Annotated in this window: 12 protein-coding genes; 6 read left to right on the forward strand and 6 right to left on the reverse strand. The window is 70.6% G+C overall.

The window, feature by feature from the left end:
- Positions 1 to 203: 203 nt before the first annotated feature.
- On the forward strand, positions 204 to 1,646 hold the full coding sequence (locus VGR06_RS05620; RefSeq protein ID WP_327557879.1) for a helix-turn-helix transcriptional regulator: 1,443 nt from the start codon (positions 204 to 206) through the stop codon (positions 1,644 to 1,646).
- A gap of 84 nt (positions 1,647 to 1,730) precedes the next feature.
- Here VGR06_RS05620 and VGR06_RS05625 read toward each other — a convergent pair whose 3' ends face one another.
- The 3 genes from VGR06_RS05625 to VGR06_RS05635 form a co-directional block, all read right to left on the reverse strand.
- Positions 1,731 to 2,177 (reverse strand): hypothetical protein, encoded by a 447-nt coding sequence (locus VGR06_RS05625; protein ID WP_327557880.1) that lies wholly within the window; start codon positions 2,175 to 2,177, stop codon positions 1,731 to 1,733.
- Complete coding sequence (locus VGR06_RS05630; RefSeq protein WP_327557881.1) at positions 2,168 to 8,008, reverse strand: hypothetical protein; 5,841 nt, start codon at positions 8,006 to 8,008, stop codon at positions 2,168 to 2,170. Before VGR06_RS05630 ends, VGR06_RS05625 begins: the two co-directional genes overlap by 10 nt.
- A 374-nt stretch (positions 8,009 to 8,382) precedes the next feature.
- A complete protein-coding gene (locus VGR06_RS05635; RefSeq protein ID WP_327557882.1) occupies positions 8,383 to 9,780 on the reverse strand; it encodes a hypothetical protein in 1,398 nt (465 codons plus the stop codon).
- 90 nt (positions 9,781 to 9,870) lie between these two features.
- Between VGR06_RS05635 and VGR06_RS05640 the strand changes: the two genes are divergently transcribed.
- From VGR06_RS05640 to VGR06_RS05650, 3 genes are all read left to right on the forward strand, one after another.
- Positions 9,871 to 11,667, forward strand: a complete 1,797-nt coding sequence (locus VGR06_RS05640) for a long-chain fatty acid--CoA ligase (RefSeq protein WP_327557883.1) — start codon at positions 9,871 to 9,873, stop codon at positions 11,665 to 11,667.
- 312 nt (positions 11,668 to 11,979) lie between these two features.
- Positions 11,980 to 13,614 (forward strand): substrate-binding and VWA domain-containing protein, encoded by a 1,635-nt coding sequence (locus tag VGR06_RS05645; protein ID WP_327557884.1) that lies wholly within the window; start codon positions 11,980 to 11,982, stop codon positions 13,612 to 13,614.
- Between the two features lie 84 nt (positions 13,615 to 13,698).
- Positions 13,699 to 14,682: a hypothetical protein gene (locus VGR06_RS05650; protein WP_327557885.1), complete on the forward strand. Its 984-nt coding sequence runs from the start codon at positions 13,699 to 13,701 to the stop codon at positions 14,680 to 14,682.
- Here VGR06_RS05650 and VGR06_RS05655 read toward each other — a convergent pair.
- On the reverse strand, positions 14,679 to 15,200 hold the full coding sequence (locus VGR06_RS05655; RefSeq protein ID WP_327557886.1) for a hypothetical protein: 522 nt from the start codon (positions 15,198 to 15,200) through the stop codon (positions 14,679 to 14,681). The genes VGR06_RS05650 and VGR06_RS05655 overlap by 4 nt on opposite strands.
- Before the next feature lie 47 nt (positions 15,201 to 15,247).
- On the opposite strand from VGR06_RS05655, the gene VGR06_RS05660 reads away from it, so the two are divergent.
- The gene (locus VGR06_RS05660; RefSeq protein ID WP_327557887.1) at positions 15,248 to 16,009 is read left to right on the forward strand and encodes a 4'-phosphopantetheinyl transferase family protein; all 762 of its coding nucleotides are present in this window, start codon (positions 15,248 to 15,250) and stop codon (positions 16,007 to 16,009) included.
- Positions 16,010 to 16,172: 163 nt separating this feature from the next.
- On the opposite strand, the gene VGR06_RS05665 is transcribed toward VGR06_RS05660, so the two are convergent.
- Together VGR06_RS05665 and mihF are read right to left on the reverse strand one after the other, a co-directional pair.
- Entirely contained in the window at positions 16,173 to 17,318 is a 1,146-nt protein-coding gene (locus VGR06_RS05665) for an isochorismate synthase (RefSeq protein WP_327557888.1), read from the reverse strand.
- Between the two features lie 112 nt (positions 17,319 to 17,430).
- Positions 17,431 to 17,742 (reverse strand): integration host factor, actinobacterial type, encoded by a 312-nt coding sequence (gene mihF, locus VGR06_RS05670; RefSeq protein ID WP_327557889.1) that lies wholly within the window; start codon positions 17,740 to 17,742, stop codon positions 17,431 to 17,433.
- 179 nt (positions 17,743 to 17,921) lie between these two features.
- On the opposite strand from mihF, the gene VGR06_RS05675 reads away from it, so the two are divergent.
- The gene (locus VGR06_RS05675) at positions 17,922 to 19,553 is read left to right on the forward strand and encodes a long-chain fatty acid--CoA ligase (protein WP_327557890.1); all 1,632 of its coding nucleotides are present in this window, start codon (positions 17,922 to 17,924) and stop codon (positions 19,551 to 19,553) included.
- Positions 19,554 to 19,641: the final 88 nt, after the last annotated feature.

Genomic DNA, 19,641 nt, shown 5'->3' on the forward strand with positions numbered 1-19,641 from the left:
AGGGGATGTCGCGGCGCAGCCGCGAGCCCTGAGGACAGCCTCGGACCGCTACCTGCACCCGCTGCAACCACAGCCGATCCAAACCAAACCCAGCCACCCACCTCGGCGGTCCGAGGCTGGCCTCACTGGTTGACCGCTACGGAGGGGGTGCGGACCCGTACGAAGCGCGTTACCGTGAGTACGAGTCCGCTGAGGGAGTCGCTATGTCTTCGCATCAGAGCAGCGCGTGGGTGCGTCGCCTACGGGATCAAGCTGAGCGCAGTGGATGGACGCTGCAGGAAACGGTAGACGCCGTCGAAGCCGAGGCCGGCAAGCGAGGAGAATCCGTGAGTAGGCTGGCTGCCTACCGGATGGCACACGGATGGACGCAGTCTGATGTCGCCCGCCAACTGGCCATGCGCGACAATGCGAGCCAAGACCGGCTGACCACACAGTTGGTCAGTCGCTGGGAACGCGGAATTCAGCGTCCCGATCCTGAACACATGGACGCATTGTGCCGGCTATTCCGAACAAATTGCCAGCAGCTTGGATACCCCGCTCCTGATTACACAGTTGAAACAAATGAGGCACCGACCACACAGATCGTGGAAGCCGGGGTGGGACGTCGAAGTTTGCTACGCGGACTAACGATCGGCGGGATGTCCGCCGCGCTGCTAACCCCACAAATAAGCAGCGCCCTGGCCGATGTCCGGCAGCAGGTCGATAATTCATTGGAGGCATCGGAAGTGGCGGGCAGCACAGTTGAGCGATGGGAGCACACCGTGCGCCGGTACGCCGAGGCGTACGAGATTGCCCCTCCACTACAGGCTCTGGTTGACGCCGCTCAGGACGTCGCAGTCGTCCGTGAGCAGCGCGAACGTCCCCAGTCGCTTAACCAAAAACAGCGGCTGACCCGAGTTGTCGCTCAACTCTCGATCCTTATTGCGTCATACTCGCGCGAGCTTGGCGATTATCGCGCATCTCGTAACTGGTCCCATACGGCCCGGCTCGCGGCCGAAGATGTGGGTGACCGAACGTTGCGGGCGTGGGTTATGGCGCGTGACTCCATGGCGCCGCTCTACGAGGGCAACTTTGCCGGCGCCATTGAATTGGCCCAGGGGGCCGAAATTCTGGCGGGTGCGGGACCGTCGCCCGCAGCGGTCCTTGCTCCGGTGGTACGGGCGCGAGCACTTGCTCAGGTTGGCCGGGCAGACGAAGCGCGCAAGACAATTGAGCATGCCCACACCGCATTCGACCGCTTGGGACACGACGGACAACGGGACCTCCTATTCGGTTACACCGAGCGGCAACTGTGTTTCCACTCGGCGCAGGTTTGGACCTATACGCAGGACTTCGACGATGCACAACACGCTCACGAGCGCGCGACTGTTCTATACGCGCCGACCGAATACCTGGATCGAGCGCTGATGGGTCTCGACATGGCTCTGCGGCTTGTAGCCACCGGCAACGCGGACAGCGCCGCCGAGCATGCAGCGAGCGTAATCACCGGACTGGAAAGTGGCCAACGAAGCTCCATGATCGAAGGGCGGGCACGAGCGGTGCTGCGGGCCCTACCAGCCAAAGCCCGCCACACGAACGCCGTCGAGACCTATCGGGACGCACTCGTGGGGATTCAGTCAGCCAGCGGCCGCAACGAGAGAAACTGACCAGCTCTGGCCGGCGCGGACGTTCTAGCCGCCCGGATCACAGTGTTGAACTACGGCTCGTTGGCCGAAGTGTGGCGGCGTCCTTCAGGGCACGAACCGGAACCCGGCGTCGGCCTGGCCGGCGCAGATGGTGTCCGCGGCCGGGCGAGAGTGCTGCAACACCGACACCTTCACCCGGTACGCGGTCCACTTGTCGGCCTGCCGCCCGTTGATCGAGTCCGGGCCGAGCGCGCCGGTCGCGTGCAGCCGGGCCACACCTTCGCCGTCGCTGGTGGCCGTGCCCACGATGACGCCGCCCGGGCCGATGCCGTAGAACTCGACCTCGACGCCGTCGACTGCACGCCCGTCGTCGGTGATCCGCGCGGACAGGTCGAGATCCACCCGGGGCCGGCCTTTGCCTTGTACCTCAACGGGATCCACGTGCAGCTCGGCGGAGCACCCGGAACCGCAGGCGGGCACGGCGACGGCCAGCGGCGCCAGCATGATCGCCAGCGCCGCCGGGCCGGAACGGAGGATGTGTCTCAGCCGCACGGGCCTCCGCCACCACCGCTTTCGCCCTCGGGCGGGAACGGGCTGAACGCCCGGGACACCGCGATGTCGATCAGCTGCGCCGCCTCCCCGCTGAGGAACTGTCCCGGCCCACTTGAGCCGATCATGCCAGGGTCCACGAAGGTGAACACGAACTTGCGATTGGCCGCGTCGCCCACGTCGGTCGGCGGCAGGATCATGATGCCGGAGAGGCCGGAGCCGGGCGCCGGCTCGGTGTAGGTGAGGATGCCGGGGCTGTGCTCCTCCGGGTAGATGATCCCGGTGCCGAACCCGGCGATCGTCACCTCGAACCGCGCGTTCACCCGCTTCTTCATGTCGAACACGTGGAACCGCAGGGCGTTGTAGGTGTCCTGGCCGTGCAGGTCGAGCGTGAACTCGTACGCCGGGAAGAGCGGCTGGTCGAACTTCTCCACCCGGAGGTGCACGTGCAGGTCGAGGTGTGCCTCGAGCTCCGGCGCCACCATGGCGAACCGGTCGTAGGTTCCGTCCACACCGAACGCCACGTAGCTCGGCCCCGGCGTGATCACCAGGTCGGACACCCCGTCCGCGACCGCGTAGAGCCGGTTGATCCGCACGCTCTGGGCCTGCACGTGCCCGTCGTCCACGTGCAGTTCCAGCAGCGGGATCCCGAAACAACCGAAGATGCGCTGCTCGAACGAGCTGAAGTTGATCCGGTCCGGCTGCTGCAGGCTGAACGAGCCGCCCACCAGCAGCGAGCCGGTCTTCCCCGGCCGCGACCGGATGCTCGTGACGAACTGGCCGCCGCTCTCGGTGATCTCCGTGGTGACGGTCTCGCCGAGGTCGATGAGGTTGGCGAAGATGTCGTGCACCTGAACCCGCACCGGGTCGGTGGCGACCGCCAGCTCACCCTCGACGTAGGCCTCCACGTCCATCCCGGGCGCGGCCGAGGTCACCGTCACCACCGGAACCTTGAGCGGCGAGCCGCTGTCGTCGGTGCCCTTGACGTCCACGTCCACGCACCGCGGTGGCGACCCGGCGGCACACGCCGGCACCTGCGCCAGCCGCGCCCGCCCGGACGCCGGCGGATCGTTGGGGAACAGCAGCGTGAACTCGGTGCTGACCTCGTCGATCTGCCGGGACGACTCGACCCGCACGTGCGAGTTCTTGCCGAACGTCCCGGTGACCTTCAAGCTGTCCGGCACCCCGGTCACGTCCGCCCGGCCGCGCACGTTGCCGACCGCGGTGGTGTCGGCCTCGGCCGCGGTGAACAGCGCCCCGATCGGGCCCGAGCTGGTGTACTGCACGACCAGCTGCGGCGCGTTGCTCTCGTCGAAGCCCCACGGTCCGATGTGGAGGTCGAACGGCGACGGCAGCCCACGCAGCACCGCGAGCCCGGCGGCGTGCGGCACCGCGGCGAACAGGCCGTCGACCCGCACGTACGCGGCCAGGTCCACGCCCGCCGGTGGCCGGTACCCGACGATGTCGATCTTCCGGGCGGCCATGTCGACGTCGACCGCGGTGGGCAGTCCGGGCAGGTTCACCGTGCCGACCGCGCCGAAGCACTTGCCCAGCAGGGTGCAGATCGGGCCGTTGTCCCGGACGCACCCGGCGCCACCGTCGCATCCGGCGGCCTCGAGCGCGAGGCCGTGCGCGTAGAGCGGCACCCGGCCGATCCCGTTGATGGCGGCCACCTTGCCGATCCGCGCCTCGGCCAGGATGCCCGCGGGGCGGTCGGTGTGATAGGAGAACTTGCCGTTGCCGTAAGCGATGTCGAGGTGGCTGGGCAGGCTCACCACGCCGAACCCGGCGAACCGGATGTCGTCGGCGCCGTTGGCGGCCAGCACCACGTCCCCGTCGAACGCGAACGCCCCGCTGCCCGACCGCAGGTCGAAGCTGAGCCCGGAATCGTTGCGGGACAAGGCGACCAGCGAGAGCCCGTTCACCGCGGCGCTCGCGTCGAGATCACCGGTGGCCTGCCGGAAGTGCGCGGCCACGTGCTGCCCGGACGGGGCCAGCGCGCCGGCGTGGTTGGTCACCGCGAACCGCGCCGCGCCGACCGCGCCGGTCACCCCGCGGAACCGGAAGTTGCCGTCGGCCCAGTCGGCGTCCAGCTGGGTCGGCAGGTTCACCGCCTGGGCGAACGCCTGGTACTGCCGGCCCTGGAAGGGAACCCGGGCGGCGGCGAACGTCAGCCCACCCATCGGCGCGGACAGCACCGACTCGAAGTGCTTGGCCGGGGCGTCCACCTTCACGTCGAGGTCGGCCGGCACGCCGGTGGCCGACGCGGACAGGAACCCGGAGTCCACATCGGACAGTGTGGCGCTGATCTCCTGGATCGGCGCGGACTGGTCGGGGTGGGCCCCCGGCAGGGGGTCGGTATCAACACTGTGCACACCGAGCGTGGTCACCGCGTCGAACGTGCCGACCACGTGCAGCGTCGCCGGCAGCCGGCTCACCGCGGCCGCGCCACGCAGCGTGCCGAACGAGGTCGCGGTCGCCGCCTCGGCGTTGACCCGCAGCGTGCCGAGCGGCGCCGACGCGTGGTAGCCGACGTCGACCCGCGCCGGGTTGCCGTCCACGGTGATCGGGCCGACCGTCAGGTCCAGATTGGACGGTAGACCGTCCAGGCTCGCCAACCCTTCCAGCCGCGGCAGGTTCGGCAGCAGCCCGATCAGCTCCGCGTACGCGGTGAGCGGCGCGCCCGCCGGCTGCGTGTAGCCGGCGATCTCGAACTGCTTGGCCGGCAGGTTCACCGCGATCGACGTCGGGAACCCGGGCAGGTTCACCGTGCCCACCAGGCCCAGGCAGCGGGCGAACGTGGTGCACACCGGCGTCTCCACCCGCGCGCAGCCCGTCCCGGTGTCGCAGCCGCGGGCCCGTACCGCCGCGCCGTTGGCGAAGATCGGCGCGCCGAGCCCGTTCAGCGCGGCGATCTTGCCGATGCGCACCTCGGCGAGCAGGCCCATGGACCGGTCGCCGGTGTAGGTGAGCTTGCCGTCGGCCAGGTTCATCAGCAGCACCAGGGATCGCGGCAGCCGGTCGATGCGCGCGGTCACCGCCAGGCGCGTGTCGTCCACGCCGTTCGCCGCGAGCAGCACGTCCACGTCGGCGAACACCGGCGCGCCACCGGTGTCCGAGTCCAGCCGCACGGTCTGCTGCGCGTCGCCGCGGGAGTACTCGGCGTGCGAGAGGTTGCGCACCAGCACGCCGCCGTCGAAGTCCCCGGTCACCTCGCGGAAATGCGCCGCCACGTGCAACCCGGTCGGCAGGTTCGTGCCGGCGTGGTTGGTGACCGCGAACCGGGCCAGGCCCAGCGGTCCGGAGATGCCGCGGAACCGCATGGTGCCGTTGGTGAAGTCGGCGTCGAAGTGCGCCGGCACGGCCGCCAGCTCGCCGATGGCCAGCGTGTCCCGGCCGGCGAACGGGGTCCGGGCCACGGCGTTGATTCCGCCCAGTGGCGCGGACAGCACGCCCTCAAGATGCCGGGCCGGCAGGTCGACCAGCACGTCGACCTCGGTCGGGATGTCGGTCAGCGCTGTGGACAGGTAGTGGTTTCCATTGGGGTCAACGGTTTCCACGCCCTGCGGGCTGTAGAACAGCTCGGCCAGCGGCACCGCCGTCGAGGCCTTGTAGTGCACGTGCGGCTTGTCGCCGAGGTCCCAGTTGACGTCCACCGACGCCGGCACCCTGTTCACCGCGGCCACCGCGCTCGGCCCGGCCGTGGTGTCCACATAGGACGCCTTGATCCGGTCGATGATGGCACTGGCCCGGTAGGCGACCGTCCGCGCGGCGGGGTTCAGGTCGAACGAGAGCGTGGCCGGCAGGTTGGACACGTCCAGCCGGCCCTTCTGGTGCCCGTCGACCACGCCCGCACCCACCAGCGCCTGGCCGCCTGGGGAGAACTCCGTCGTGCCCCTGGGATGATCGCCGAAGAACACGTCGATCTTGCGCAGCCCGGTGACCCGGCCGCTCACCCCGATCGCGGCGCCGTTCAGGATCAGTGTCGCGTGGTCGCCGGCCAGCGGGGCGAACGCGCCGAGGCCGCGGGAGAAGAGCACCTCGGCCGAGCCGAGCACGTCCGGCGCGTCGAACAGCACGTGCCGGGCCGGGAGGTCGGCGTCCACGGTGACCGCGTTCGGCAGGTCCCGCAGCGCGCCACGGAGCACGATCGCCGGGGTGCGGTCGAAGAACGCCGCGTCCAGCGCGGCGAGCCGGCCGTTCGCCCGGTAGGTCAGCGTGACCTTGTCGCCGACCGAGGTGAGCACGCCGCTCCACTGCGCGGGCACCGACCGCGCGCCGGCCAGCACCGCCCGGTTCAACGACTGTCCTGAGTAGACGAAGTCGGCGAACAGCACCGCCTCGATGGTCGAGTTCGCGTTGTAGGTCACCGTAGCGGCGCCACCACCGACCGGACGGGTCAGCGCGGCGGACACCGAGGTCGGCAGCACGTCCACCTTGAGCTGGTCGAACCGGTCCGACGGCGGACTTTCCGTGCGCCGGTCGGAGAGCACCTGGGCATCCAGGTGGGTCTGGACGCTGCTGGTCGCGTCCACGGTCGCCTTCTGCTCGCGGTCCGCGGCACCCGGATCGATGAACGCGTGCGCGGTGAACAGCGTCGGCACCGGCGAGAACCGGGCGCTGGCCACGGTCGGGTCGAACGCGTTGCCCTGGCTGTCATCGGTGACGTTGGCCAGACCTGCCGTCACCGCAACGGAGTCGCCACCGCCGACGGAGATCAGCGTGGCGTTGATGTCGAAGATCCCCTGGAACGCCCGCAGCGGGTTGAACGTGTAAACACCGATCATTGCGGTGGACAGGCTGCTGCCGCGCCGGAACCCGTCGAAACCGAGGGAGAGCCGCTTGTGGGTGGGCAGGTCGTACACCGCCCAGACGTGCGCCGGCAGATCCTGCCCGGCGAACTCGCTGGTGGGCAAGCGAAGCGCGACCACGCCGAGCCCGATCTGGACCAGGTCGAGCAGCGCCTCGACCGCCCCCTGCAGCGTTGACCTGAGGTCGTTCAGCAACTGCTCGAGCTGCAGCTTCTGCACCAGCAGCTCGGGATGCAGGATCACCTGGAGCGGATCCTTGAGCAGCTCCAGGATCGCGTTCAGCCGGTTGGTCGCGTCGGCGATCTGCCGCTCCAGGCCGAGGATCCGGTTGGCCGCGCCCACGATGTCGCCGACGCCGGCCGCCGGTACCAGGTCGGCGAGCACGTCGGGGGTGCGGTCACCGGTCACGTCCACGATGGCGGGCACCGCGAGCGGCAGGGTCAGCGAGCAGGACACCGCCTTGGTGCGCGACTCCGAACAGATCCGGTAGGTGATCCGCGGGATGCCGTCCGGCAGCTGCTGCAGCAGCGCCAGCGGATCGACCGGCAGCGGCGGCGGGATGTTGCCGGACAGCAGCGCGTTGATCAGCTCCTGCAGCGTGGCCGGCCGGGACGGGTCGATCACCTGCGCCGACGGCACCTGCGGCTGGAGCTTGTTGGCGTCCAGGTCGGGGGCGCCCTGCGGGGTCAGCCGCCCGGCGCGGCCCAGCGTCGCCAACGCGTCCGCCGCTGTGGCGTCCACCAGCTCCTGGCCCGGATGTGTCGGCAGGTCAAGGGGTTGCGGCCGCACCGGCGGGTTCGGCGTGACCGGCGCGCGGTCCACCGGAACCTGGCCGTCCGGCCCGGGGTTGAGGTCCGGCAGCGCCGGGATCGGTTGCGCCGCCGAGGGTTCCCGCCCGATGTCGGGCGAGCCGTCCGGCCCCGGATCCACCGGCGGCAGCGTGCGCGGCTGCGCCGGGATCGGCGCCGTCACGTCGGGCTGCACCTGCTCCGCGGTGACCGGCGGTGCGGCGGTGCCCGGCAAGGCCTCTGGCGAAGCCGGCGGTGGTGCGGGTTGCGTGGATGACGGCGGCGGCTCCGGATCGGCCACCGCCGGCGTGACGGCGCTCAGCAGCGCGACCAGGCTGAGCGCGAGCGTGCAGGATCTAACCCCAAAACTTCCGCGACGCACGGTGAGTCCCCCTCGATGCGCGGCCAGATAACGGAAAGCGCGTGTCGGCCGAGTGCCCCATGCCCCCAACCCACCGCAGAGCGAACCACAGCGTTCGTCAAACGGTCAAGCTTGTGAGGGCTCACCGGCGACGAGGGTAGGCCGAGGAACGAGGCCTGCCCGAGGAGTCGGTCCGTGCCAAGCCGCCACAGCGGTAGCCGCACGGGGCCCGAGCCCTCACATTGGATTCAACGCTGTACCGGCTGATGGGACACGGCCCGCTCGAACCGGACCAGCAGGAACAGCAGCGCGGCCGCGGCGACCATCAGCACGACCGCGACCCACTGCCCGGCCGGTCCGGCCACCTTGGCCAGATCCGCGCGACCGTTCGAGCTGGCCCACAACAGGCTCAGCGATCCCTCGACGCCGACCGCGCCGGCCGTGACCAGCCCACCGAGCGCCGGCAACCCGTCCCGCAGCGCCGGGGTTCCGGCCGCGGTGCCGACGGTCGCCGCCACCGCGGCCATCGTCAGCAGCAGGAACGACCAGATGACCAGCTCGGCCAGGGTCCGCCGGTCCCCGCCCAGCCGCTCGGCGAGCGCGATCATGGGCAGCGCCGCGGCGGCGACCAGGACGGCCGCGACCGGACCCCGCCGGGCGGCCACCGCCGCGCCGAGCAGCACCCCACCCAGCGCGACCGGCCACGCGTACCAGACCTGCCCGCCCACCACGTCATAGATCAGGAACAGGATGACCACCGGCGCGGCCAGCACCAGCGAGCACGCCGCCACCGCGACCACCCCCGGCACCCCGGCCGGCGCCGAGGCGACCAGCGCCACCCCGAGTACCACCAGGCCCGCGAGGCCGCCCGCGACCGTGCCGAACACCCACTCACCGGTGAACGCGGTCAACACCGTGGGCAGCACCGGAAACAGCACCGCCACGGCCGCACCGATCCGCAACCGCCGCACCGGGTCCGGCGGCTCGAGCGACGTGGTCACGTCAGAGGCATCGCCCTGCTCCGGATCCGGCGCATCAGGTTTCCCACGCGGCCCGAGCAATCGCGCCACGACCAGGACTATCAGCCCCGCGGCGACACCGAGCACCACGATCCGGACCACCGGCTCCGCGCCGCGCAACCGTCCCACCACCGAAGCGCCGAAGTAGCCCGCGCACCCGGCGAGACCCGCCAGGCTCGCACCGAGCCGGCTCGTCCGCAGCAGCTCGCGGGCGACCGCGAGCAGGCCGACCACCAGCAGACCGGCGCAGGCCAGCACCACGGCCGCCCACGCCGGGCTCACCGGCAGGGCCGGCGCGGGCGTGTTCCCGCCCGGAACCCGCACGGTGATCAGCGCCTGTCCGGGCGCCGGGCTCCGGATCACGTGCGCCACCAGCACGCCGACCGAGCCGACCGCCAGCAGCCACGGCCAGTACCGGTCGAGCAGGATCGCCACCGCCGTGGCCACCGCACCGGCTGCCGCGGCCGCGAGCTGCCCGCCCACCATCTTCGGACTGTCCGGCCCCACCAGGAAGATCATGTCCAGCGACTGCGGCGCCCCCACGAACGCGAGCACCACCGCCGCGGCAACCCCCACGGTGACCAACCACGCGGTCGACATCTGGACCCGCAGATCGACGCTCGTCACCGCGCGAACGCTAGCGGAGGTGGCAATCACGCGACGTTGCAGGCAAGATACACGTCAAGTTACCGGCAGGTAGCCGCACAGGAGGCAATGATGCGCGAGCTCGCGGTCCCGTCGCGGGTCACGGTTCCGGACAGCGGGGGGCTGGCCGATCTCGTCTTCACCAACGCCGCGGAGGCGCCCGGCGACGTGGTGTTCCGGCGCAAGGACACCGGCGGCTGGCGGGACGTCACCGCGGCGCGGTTCCGCGACGAGGTGGTCGACCTGGCCAAGGGCCTGATCGCGTCCGGCATCGGGGCCGGCGACCGGGTGGCGATCCTGGCCGCGACGCGCTACGAGTGGACGCTGTTCGACTTCGCCATCTGGGCGGCCGGCGCGGTGCCGGTGCCGATCTACGTCACCTCCTCGCCCGAGCAGATCCAGTGGATCCTGTCCGACTCGGGCGCGGTCGCGGCGGTCGTGGAGAACGCCGCGCACGCCGCCAAGGTCGACGAGATCCGCGCCGAGCTGACCGACCTGCGCCAGGTATGGCAGATCGAGCACGGCGCGGTCGAGGACATCACCGCAGCCGGCAAGGACACGGATCCGTCCGAAGTAGACACCCGGCGTAACGCCGTGGTGCCGGACGACCTGGCCACGATCATCTACACCTCGGGCACCACCGGGCGCCCCAAGGGATGCGTGCTCACCCACCGGAACCTGCTCTCCGCCGGCGGCAACTCCGTCGAGTACCTGCGCCCGCTTTTCCTTGGCACCGAACACATCCACGCGTCCACCCTGCTGTTCCTCCCGCTGGCCCACGTGTTCGGGCGAATCGTCGAGGTGGGCGCGGTCATGGCCCGGGCCACGCTCGGGCACTGGTCGGACGTGAAGACGCTGACCGACAACCTCGCCGCGTTCCGGCCGACGTTCATCCTGTCCGTGCCGTACGTGCTGGAGAAGGTCTACAACGGGGCGCGGCAGAAGGCGCACTCCTCGGGCAAGGGGAAGATCTTCGACGCGGCCGCGGACACCGCGATCGCCTACAGCGAGGCCGCCGGCAGGCCCGGGCTTCTCCTTGCCGCCAAGCACTTCCTGTTCGACAAGCTGGTCTACACCAAGCTCCGCGCGGCGCTCGGCGGCCAGGTCCGGTACGCCATCTCCGGCGGCGCGGCGCTGGGCCTGCGGCTCACCCACTTCTTCCGCGGCGTCGGCATCACCGTGTTCGAGGGTTACGGCCTCACCGAGTCCTCCGCCGCGTCGGTGGTGAACTCGCCGGAGAAGTTCAAGCCGGGCACCGTCGGCCAGCCACTGCCGGGCACCACGGTCGGCATCGCCGAGGACGGCGAGATCCTGCTGCGCGGCGCCGGCATCTTCACCGGCTACTGGCACAACGAGGCCGCGACCAAGGAGGCCATCGACGGCGGCGGCTGGTTCCGCACCGGCGACCTCGGCGAGCTGGACGGCGACGGCTTCGTGAAGATCACCGGCCGGAAGAAGGAGATCCTGGTCACCAGCGGCGGCAAGAACGTGGCGCCCGCGGTGATCGAGGACCGGATCTCCGCGCATCCCCTGGTGGGCCAGGCCATGGTGGTCGGCGACGGGCAGAAGTACGTGGCCGCGCTGATCACCATCGACCCGGACTACTTCTATTACTGGAAGACGACCCGCACCAAGGGCGTCGGCGCCTCGGTGGCCGACCTCGCCGAGGACCCGGACCTGCTGGCCGAGGTCCAGCGCGCGGTCGACGACGGAAACACCGCGGTCTCCAAGGCCGAGTCGGTGCGGCGGTTCCGCATCCTCGCCGCGGAGTTCACTCCGGAGAACGGATACCTCACCCCGTCCCTCAAACTGAAGCGCAATGTGATCATGAAAGACTTCGCCGCCGATGTCGACGCTCTGTATTCTTGACCACCGCCCGGCGAAACAGCCCTGCCCAAACAATGCGTAGCCGGTCAATCACGAACCAGCATGTGAATGCAGCGAAGCGTGCCTGACCAGTAACGGTGCTCGCACGGTTACTGCATTCGGCCTAGCCTGCCGGGTTGCCTGCGCCACAGACGACCCGCCGCAAGGCTCGGATTTCTTGTCACCGCGAGTAAGGTCACGAGCGGGTGGACTTGCGCGCACATTTGAAGGGGCGGACGGAGGACGACGGCGATGGGGCGGCATTCGTCTCCCTCCCGGCGCGGATTCAAGACGCCGGTACTTGTCATCAGCATTTTGCTAGTCGTCGGGTTGCTGGCCTGGTTCACGGTTGATTTCCTGCGTGGCCGGCTGGCTTCCGCCGGCTGCGACACGACCACGGTTCTCAACGTCACCGCCGCACCGGACATCGCGCCCACGGTCACCCAGGCCGCCCGCAAAGCGTCCGAAGAGGACAAAGCGGGTTGCTACCAGATCAACGTCGCCAGCCACGACTCGGCCGCGGAGGCGGAGTCACTGGTGGTGTCCGACGGCAGCGAGCGCCCCGACGTCTGGATTCCCGAGTCGAGCATGTGGCTGCAGCGCGCGCAGGACAAGGGCGCGTGGAGCACGCAGGCCAACGGCTCCTCCATCGCCAGCTCCCCGGTGGTGATCGCACTCGCCGACACCACCGCCACCGAGCTGGGCTGGCCTGGGCGGACCCTGGCCTGGTCGGAGCTGATCGGGCCGGCCGCGAAGCCCGTCTCGATCGGCTTCCCGGACCCGGCGCGCGACCCGATCGGGGTGTCCACCCTGCTCGGCCTGCAGGCGCTGACCAAGGGCGCGGCCGACCAGACCGCGGCGAACGTGGCCGCCATGCGGAAGCTGTCGCCCAACACCACCGCCCAGGCATCCGACCTGTACGCCCGGCTGCCCGGCGGAACCAGCCAGGCCGAGCCCCTCTCCGGCTTCCCGACCTCGGAGAACGCGCTGCTGCGGCACAACGTCAAGCAGGACGGGACGCCGCTCGTCGCGGTCTACCCGGACGCCGGCGTGCCCTCGCTGGACTACCCGTACACGGTGCTGCCCGGCACCCTGGACACGAAGCGTGCCGCCGCCGACCGGTTCCTGCGCCGGCTCACCAGCCAGGAGACCTCCGAGGCCCTGGCCGACGCCGGTTTCCGCACCCCGGACGGGATCGCGCTGCGCGACCGGTCCCAGGACAAGCGCAGCTCCGCGCTGCCGATGAGCCGGGTGCCGCTGCCGAAGGTCACCGACGTCGAGGACGTCCTCAACTTCTGGGCTGCGGTCAACCTGAGCGGCCGGGTTCAGGTCCTGCTCGACGTGTCTGGCTCGATGAACGAGCCCGTGCCCGGCACCGGCAAGAACCGCATGGAGGTCACCCTCCAGGCCGCCATCGCCGGCGTCAGCCTGTTCAAACCGACGACCAAGATCGGCTGGTGGCTGTTCTCCACCAAGCTCGACGGCGACAAGGACTACGTCGAGCTGCTGCCCATGCGCACCGTCGCCGAGCAGGTCGCGGCCGGCGCCGTGGACAAGCTCCGCGCGGTCAAGGCCGTCCAGGGCGGCGGCACCGGGCTGTACGACAGCGTCCTCGCCGCCTACCAGGTCGCCCGGCAGAACTGGGAACCCGGCCGGATCAACACCGTGATCATCATGACCGACGGCAAGAACGAGGACCCCCAGGGCATCAGCCTCGACCAGCTCCTGTCCGAGCTGGGCAAGCTCCGCGACGACCGCCGCCCCCTCAAGATCGTCGGCATCGGCGTCGGCCCCGGCACCGACCCCGCCGAGCTCGACAAGATCTCCAAAGCCACCGGCGGCGCCGCCTTCACCACCCAGGACCCTTCCAAGATCGGCGAAGTCTTCAACGCCGCCCTCTCGAAGATGCTCTGCCAACCCCCCATCTGCAAACCCACCGCCGGCAGCTGACCCTGGACTGGCGTGTCCCGCGTTCAGGTAGCCGTGTCCCGCGTTCAGGTAGCCGTGTCCCGCCGTCACTGGTATGCACCCGGCATGAGCGACGACGACCTCAACCGGGCCCAGTTCGGTGATCTGAACCGGGGTGGGTACGAGAGCTTCTACCTGCGGGCGTGCCGGCCGGAGGGTGGGCTGGGTGTCTGGATCCGGTACACCGTGCACCGCCGCCCGGGTGCCTCGCCGGCCGGGTCGCTGTGGTTCACGCTGTTCGACGCGGAGGCGCCGGGCCCGGTCGCCGCGAAGATCACCGTGCCGGGACCGGAGACCGGCGGCGACTGGCTGCGGGTGGCGGGCGGGCGGATCGGCGCGGGGGTCGCCGCCGGGGAGATTCAGCTACCGGATGGGCCGCAGGTTGGCTGGGAGCTGTCGTTCACCGGCGAGGACGTGTTCCCGCACCTGCCGCGATCGTGGATGTACCGGGCGCCGCTGCCGCGCACGAAGCCGGTGAGCGTGCACCCGGTGGCCCGGTTCGGTGGCACCGTCACGGTGGCCGGGCGGCGCATCGAGCTGGACGGCTGGCCCGGAATGGTCGGCCACAACTGGGGAACGCAGCACGCCGAGCGGTGGATCTGGTTGCACGGCATGGATTTCGCCGAGCGGGACGGCTGGCTCGACGTGGTGCTGGCGCGCATCCGGCTGGCCGGCCGGCTCACCCCGTGGGTCGCGAGCGGAGCGATCTCCCTTGGTGGTCAACGGTTCCGGCTCGGCGGCCCGGCGCGGGCGCGGCGGACGGTCGTGCGCGAGGAACCCGACCGGCTGGCGTTCGCGCTGCCCGGCCGTACGCTGACCGTCCGCGGCACCGTGCACGCGCCCAGGGAACGGTTCGTCGGCTGGGTCTACGCCGACCCGGACGGCTCCGAGCACCACACGGTCAACTGCTCCATCGCCGACCTCGAGCTGGCGGTGTCCCGGCCCGGCTCGGACCCGGTCATCCTCACCGCACCCGGCCGCGCCGCCTACGAGCTCGGCATGCGCGAGCGCGATCACGGCATGGCGATCCAGCCGTTCGCCGACGGTTAGCCCAGCGGTTCCGTGCGCGGTGTGTACTGGTCGTGCACCGGCCTCAGCGCGACGAGCACCCGCAACACCGCGCCCAGCAACGAGATCAGCGCCGCGGCGAGCCCGAGGTAGAGTCCGATGCTCGCCCCGGCGTCGACGTCCTCGGGGCGGAAGTTGTGCGCCTGCAGCAGTCCCGCGTCCGGCTCGGGCAGCGTCGCCCACCGGATGATGATCATCACCAGGGCGGCGAAGGCCAGCACCAGCCAGGCGAACGGGACGCCGGGAACGCGGATGCCGAAGCCCGGGGCCAGCAGCAGTGCGGCGGCGCCGATCAGCATCAGCACCGGAAGCCAGCCGGAGACGCCGCTGCCCCACGCGGTGTACCAACTCTTCACGCCCAGCGTGCCGAGGAACTCGACCACGCCCTGCGCCCCGGTCAGGTGGCGCCACGAGAAGAAGCTGACCACCAGCGCCAGCGCCCCGGCCAGGATCCCGATCCAGTCCCGCCCGGTCAGCTGCTTACCGTCGAACGCCGCCACGGCCCCAGCCCTCCTTGATCGCTCGCCAGCCAGTATGGAGTACGACTATGAGGGTGACCATTTCGAGCATCCGGTGCCAGGTCTGGTGGGCTCGGCCGGCCGTCGAGACCCCGCGCCTGCTCGACCTGCTCGACCCGATCGAACGAACCCGGTACACCGCATACCATCGGACGATCGATCAGCTCCGTTTCCTCACCGGCCGCGTGGTCAGCAAGGCGCTGGCCGCCGAGGCCCTCGCCATCGAGCCCGCCCAGCTCGTCCTCGACAGCACCTGCCCCGACTGCGGCCGCCCGCACGGCAAACCCCGCGTCGTTCCCCCCGCGGCCCACCCCGCCGGCCAACCCCTGCCCGAGCTCTCCATCTCCCACTCCGGCGACCTCGTCGCCGTGGCCATCACCGCCGGCCTCCCGGTCGGCGTCGACGTCGAGCAGGAACGCGACGTCCAGGTCCAGGACCTCGCCCGGATGACCCTCTCCCCCGACGAAACCGCCACCTTCGCCGAGGTTCCCAACCCCGACCGCGACGCCGCGTTCTTCACCTACTGGGCCCGAAAAGAAGCCCTCCTCAAAGCCACCGGCCGCGGCCTGTCCATCCCGATGACCCGGATCACCCTCACCCCCTGGGACCAACCCCCCCGCGTCGTCGCCTCCCAATCGTCCGAAGTGGACCCATCAGCCATCCGCATGGCCCACCTCGACGCCGCCCCCGGCTACCGCGCCGCCGTCGCCGTCCTCGCCGGCCCAGACTTCCCCGCCACCGGCTGGATCTCCGAACACGCCGCCGACCCCCTGATCGCCAAACTCTCCTGACCCGCGCGTATTTGCCCGTGGCGTCGCCATGTTGGCGCCTGGCGCCGACGTGTTGGCCTCTGGCGCTGTCATCCCCTCCCCGGGACCAACGTGGCGAGCCAACACACCAACGCAGCAGGCCAATATAACGACGTGAGACGCCAACACACGGTGGTGTGGCTCGTCAGAGCTCCAGCTCGAGACCCATGGCGCGGAGGAGGGTTTGGAACTTGGCTGAGGTTTCGGCCAGTTCGAGGTGGGGTTGGGAGGCGGGCATGATGCCGGCGCCGGAGAAGAGTTGGAGGGTGGGGCCCGTAATTTCCGCGCAGCGGATGGCGACTGCCCACTGGCCGTCGCCGGCGGCGTCGCACCAGCCGACGGCGCCGGCGTAGAAGCCGCGGTCGAACGGCTCGAGCTCGGCGATGGTGCGGCGGGCGAGGTCGGCGGGGGTGCCGCAGACGGCGGGGGTCGGGTGCAGGGCGCAGGCCAGGCGGAGCGCGGACACGCCGGGGTCGATCAGCTCGCCGGTCACCCGGGTGGACAGGTGCCAGACGGCGGGCGTGCTGACCAGGGAGGGTTCGGCGGCCACGGCCAACTTCCGGCAGAACGGACGCAGCGCCTCCACCACGGCCTCGACCACGACCTGGTGCTCGTCCAGGTCCTTGGCCGACGCCCGGAGGGCGAGCGCGTTGTGCCGGTCCTGGACGGGATCCGCGGAGCGGGCCAGGGTCCCGGCGATCGGGTTGGCGGTCACCAGCGTGCCCTGCCGCCGGAGCAGCAGCTCGGGGCTCGCGCCCACCAGGGTCCGCGGCAGGCCACCCACGCCGGGCAGCGAGACCGCGTACGTGTAGCCGGAACCGTTGTCCCGCACCAGATTCGACAGCAGCGAGCGCACGTTCACCGGCGCGTCGAGGGTCAGCCGCAGCGCCCGCGCCAGCACCACCTTGCGCAGCGCGCCGTCCCCGTTGAGCACCGACACCGCCCGCGCCACGCACCGCTCGTACTCCGCCGCCGCGGGCACCGGCTCGACCGCGCACCCGGAGACTCCCGAGCGCACCAGCGCCCCGGACCCGCGCGGTGGCCCCGCCCAGCGCACCGAGGTCGGCACGACGACGTGCGGCGACGCGGCCGAGTCGAACGGCAGCGCCCCCACCGCCAGCGGCGCCTCCGAGTCCGCGAGCAGCTTCGTCACCAGAGTGGACAGCTCGTCGGGATCCCGCTCGGCGATCGTGTCCGCGACGCCGCCGGCGAGCAGCGCGCGCTCCGGTGTGGCCAGGAAGAACGAGCCGGGACGGTAGTCGTCCACCAACCCGATCGGGTCAACGTCCACCAACTCATCATGACCGCCGGCGAGGGCGCCCGCGGACCCGGGTCGTGAGATATTGAACACGTTCAAGACCCGTGAGCGGTCCACCCACGGGTCTTGAACTGCGGAAACGTCTTTAGTTGAGCGCGTCGATGAGCGCCGACCGCTGCCGGTCGCCCAGGCCGGCCGCGCGCCGGTCGGGGTCGATCCCGGCCTGCTCGAGCAGGGCGGCGGCCTTCACCGCGCCGACGCCGGGGACGGCCTTCAGCAGCGCCGAGACCTTGGTCTTGCCGACCGTCTTGTCGTCCTTGGCCCGCTTGAGCACCGACGCGATGGTCTGCTTACCGGACTTGATCGACGCCAGCAGCTCGGAACGCGCCTTGCGCGCCTCGGCCGCCTTCGCCAACGCCTCAGCGCGCTGCTCGGGAGTCAACGTGGGCAGAGCCACCGTGGTGTCCTTCCTGGTCAGAGATAGTGCTGCCGCCCAGTAAACGGCAACGCGCCCGATTTCACCGCCCCGACACGCGCAAACGTGGCGCGCTCCACCCTTCGGGGTGCCGTACCCGGGGCCGTCCGCACTATCGTGACCGTATTGACCGACCGCCAGCCAAGGAGGCCTGAGCTGCGATGTTGAGCACCATGCAGGACGGCCAGCTGTCCATCGCCAACCTCCTCCGGCACGGCGCCCGGGTGCACGCCGCGAGCGAGGTCGTCACCTGGACGGGAGAGGGTTCCCGCAGGTCGAGCTATGCCCAGGTGGGCCGGGAAGCGGCCCGGCTCGCGCACGCGCTGCGCGGCCTCGGGGTCACCGGCGACCAGCGGGTGGCCACCTTCATGTGGAACAACACCGAGCACCTGGTGGCCTACCTGGCGGTGCCGGCCATGGGCGCGGTGCTGCACACGCTCAATTTGAGACTGTTCCCCGAGCAGCTCACCTACATCGCCAACCACGCCGAGGACCACGTGGTCCTGGTGGACGCGACGGTGGCGCCGCTGCTGGCCAAGGTGCTGCCCACGTTCACCACGGTCCGCCACGTGATCGTGGTGAACGGCGACGCATCCGCGCTCGAGGCGCCGAACGGCGTCCAGGTGCACTCCTACCGGGACCTGCTCGACGGCCAGCCGGACGAGTTCCCCTGGCCGTCGGTGGACGAGCGCTCGGCCGCGGCCATGTGCTACACCTCCGGCACCACCGGCAACCCGAAGGGCGTCGTCTACTCCCACCGCTCGATCTGGCTGCACTCCATGCAGGTGTGCATGACCGACTCGATGGGACTCGCCCAGGGTGACCGCGCGCTGGTGATCGTGCCGCAGTTCCACGCCATGTCCTGGGGGCTGCCGTACGCGTCGTTCATGGTCGGCGCGTCGATGATCATGCCGGACCGGTTCCTCCAGCCCGAGCCGCTGGCCCGGCTGATCGCGGCGGAGCGGCCGACGTTTGCCGGCGCGGTGCCGACCATCTGGCAGGGGCTGCTGGCCCACCTGGCCACGCACCCGCAGGACCTGGCGCCGCTGCACGAGGTGGTGGTCGGCGGCTCGGCCTGCCCGCCCGCGCTGATGAAGGCGTTCGACGAACTGGGCGTGACGATCATCCACGCCTGGGGCATGACCGAGACCTCGCCGCTGGGCTGTGTGTCCCGCCCGCCCGCCGGCCTCTCGCCGGAGCGGACCTGGGAGTACCGCATCCTGCAGGGCCGATTCCCGGCCTCGGTGCGGGCCCGGCTGGTCGGCGACGAGGGCAAGGAGATGCCGTGGGACGGCGAGGCGGTCGGCGAGCTCGAGGTGGCCGGGCCGTGGGTGACCGAGGCCTACTACAGGTCGGACGAGGGCGAGGGCACGGAGAAGTTCGACCACGGCTGGCTGCGCACCGGTGACGTCGGGACGATCTCGCCGGACGGGTTTTTGAGACTCACCGACCGGTCCAAGGACATCATCAAGTCCGGCGGCGAGTGGATCTCCTCGGTGGACCTGGAGAACGCGGTGATGGCGCACCCTGCGGTGGCCGAGGCCGCGGTGATCGGTGTGCCGGACGAGAAGTGGGACGAGCGGCCGCTGGTGGCCGTGGTGCTGCGGGACGGCCAGCGGGCGGAACCGGTGGAGCTGCGCGACTTCCTGGCCGGCAAGGTGGCGAAGTGGCAGGTGCCGGAGAACTGGGCGTTCGTCGACGAGGTGCCGAAGACCAGCGTCGGCAAGTTCGACAAGAAGCGGTTACGCGCGGCGCACGCCGAGGGCCGGCTGGACATCCACCACCTGTCCTGAGGACAACACGTTCCGCTTGTACTGACCGATATCGTGGGTGACGAGGACCGGCTCGTCGCCCAGGTCAGCAGAGGCACGCCGGCTGAAG

The organism is Actinophytocola sp. (assembly GCF_036002505.1).
Taxonomy (GTDB): domain Bacteria; phylum Actinomycetota; class Actinomycetes; order Mycobacteriales; family Pseudonocardiaceae; genus DASYTH01.

Bases quoted from the DNA above. Each gene is read 5' to 3' on its own strand.
- VGR06_RS05620 (WP_327557879.1), top strand. From the start codon at position 204: ATGTCTTCGCATCAGAGCAGCGCGTGGGTGCGTCGCCTACGGGATCAA.
- VGR06_RS05650 (WP_327557885.1), top strand. From the start codon at position 13,699: ATGAGCGACGACGACCTCAACCGGGCCCAGTTCGGTGATCTGAACCGG.
- VGR06_RS05675 (WP_327557890.1), top strand. From the start codon at position 17,922: ATGTTGAGCACCATGCAGGACGGCCAGCTGTCCATCGCCAACCTCCTC.
- VGR06_RS05660 (WP_327557887.1), top strand. From the start codon at position 15,248: ATGAGGGTGACCATTTCGAGCATCCGGTGCCAGGTCTGGTGGGCTCGG.
- VGR06_RS05640 (WP_327557883.1), top strand. From the start codon at position 9,871: ATGCGCGAGCTCGCGGTCCCGTCGCGGGTCACGGTTCCGGACAGCGGG.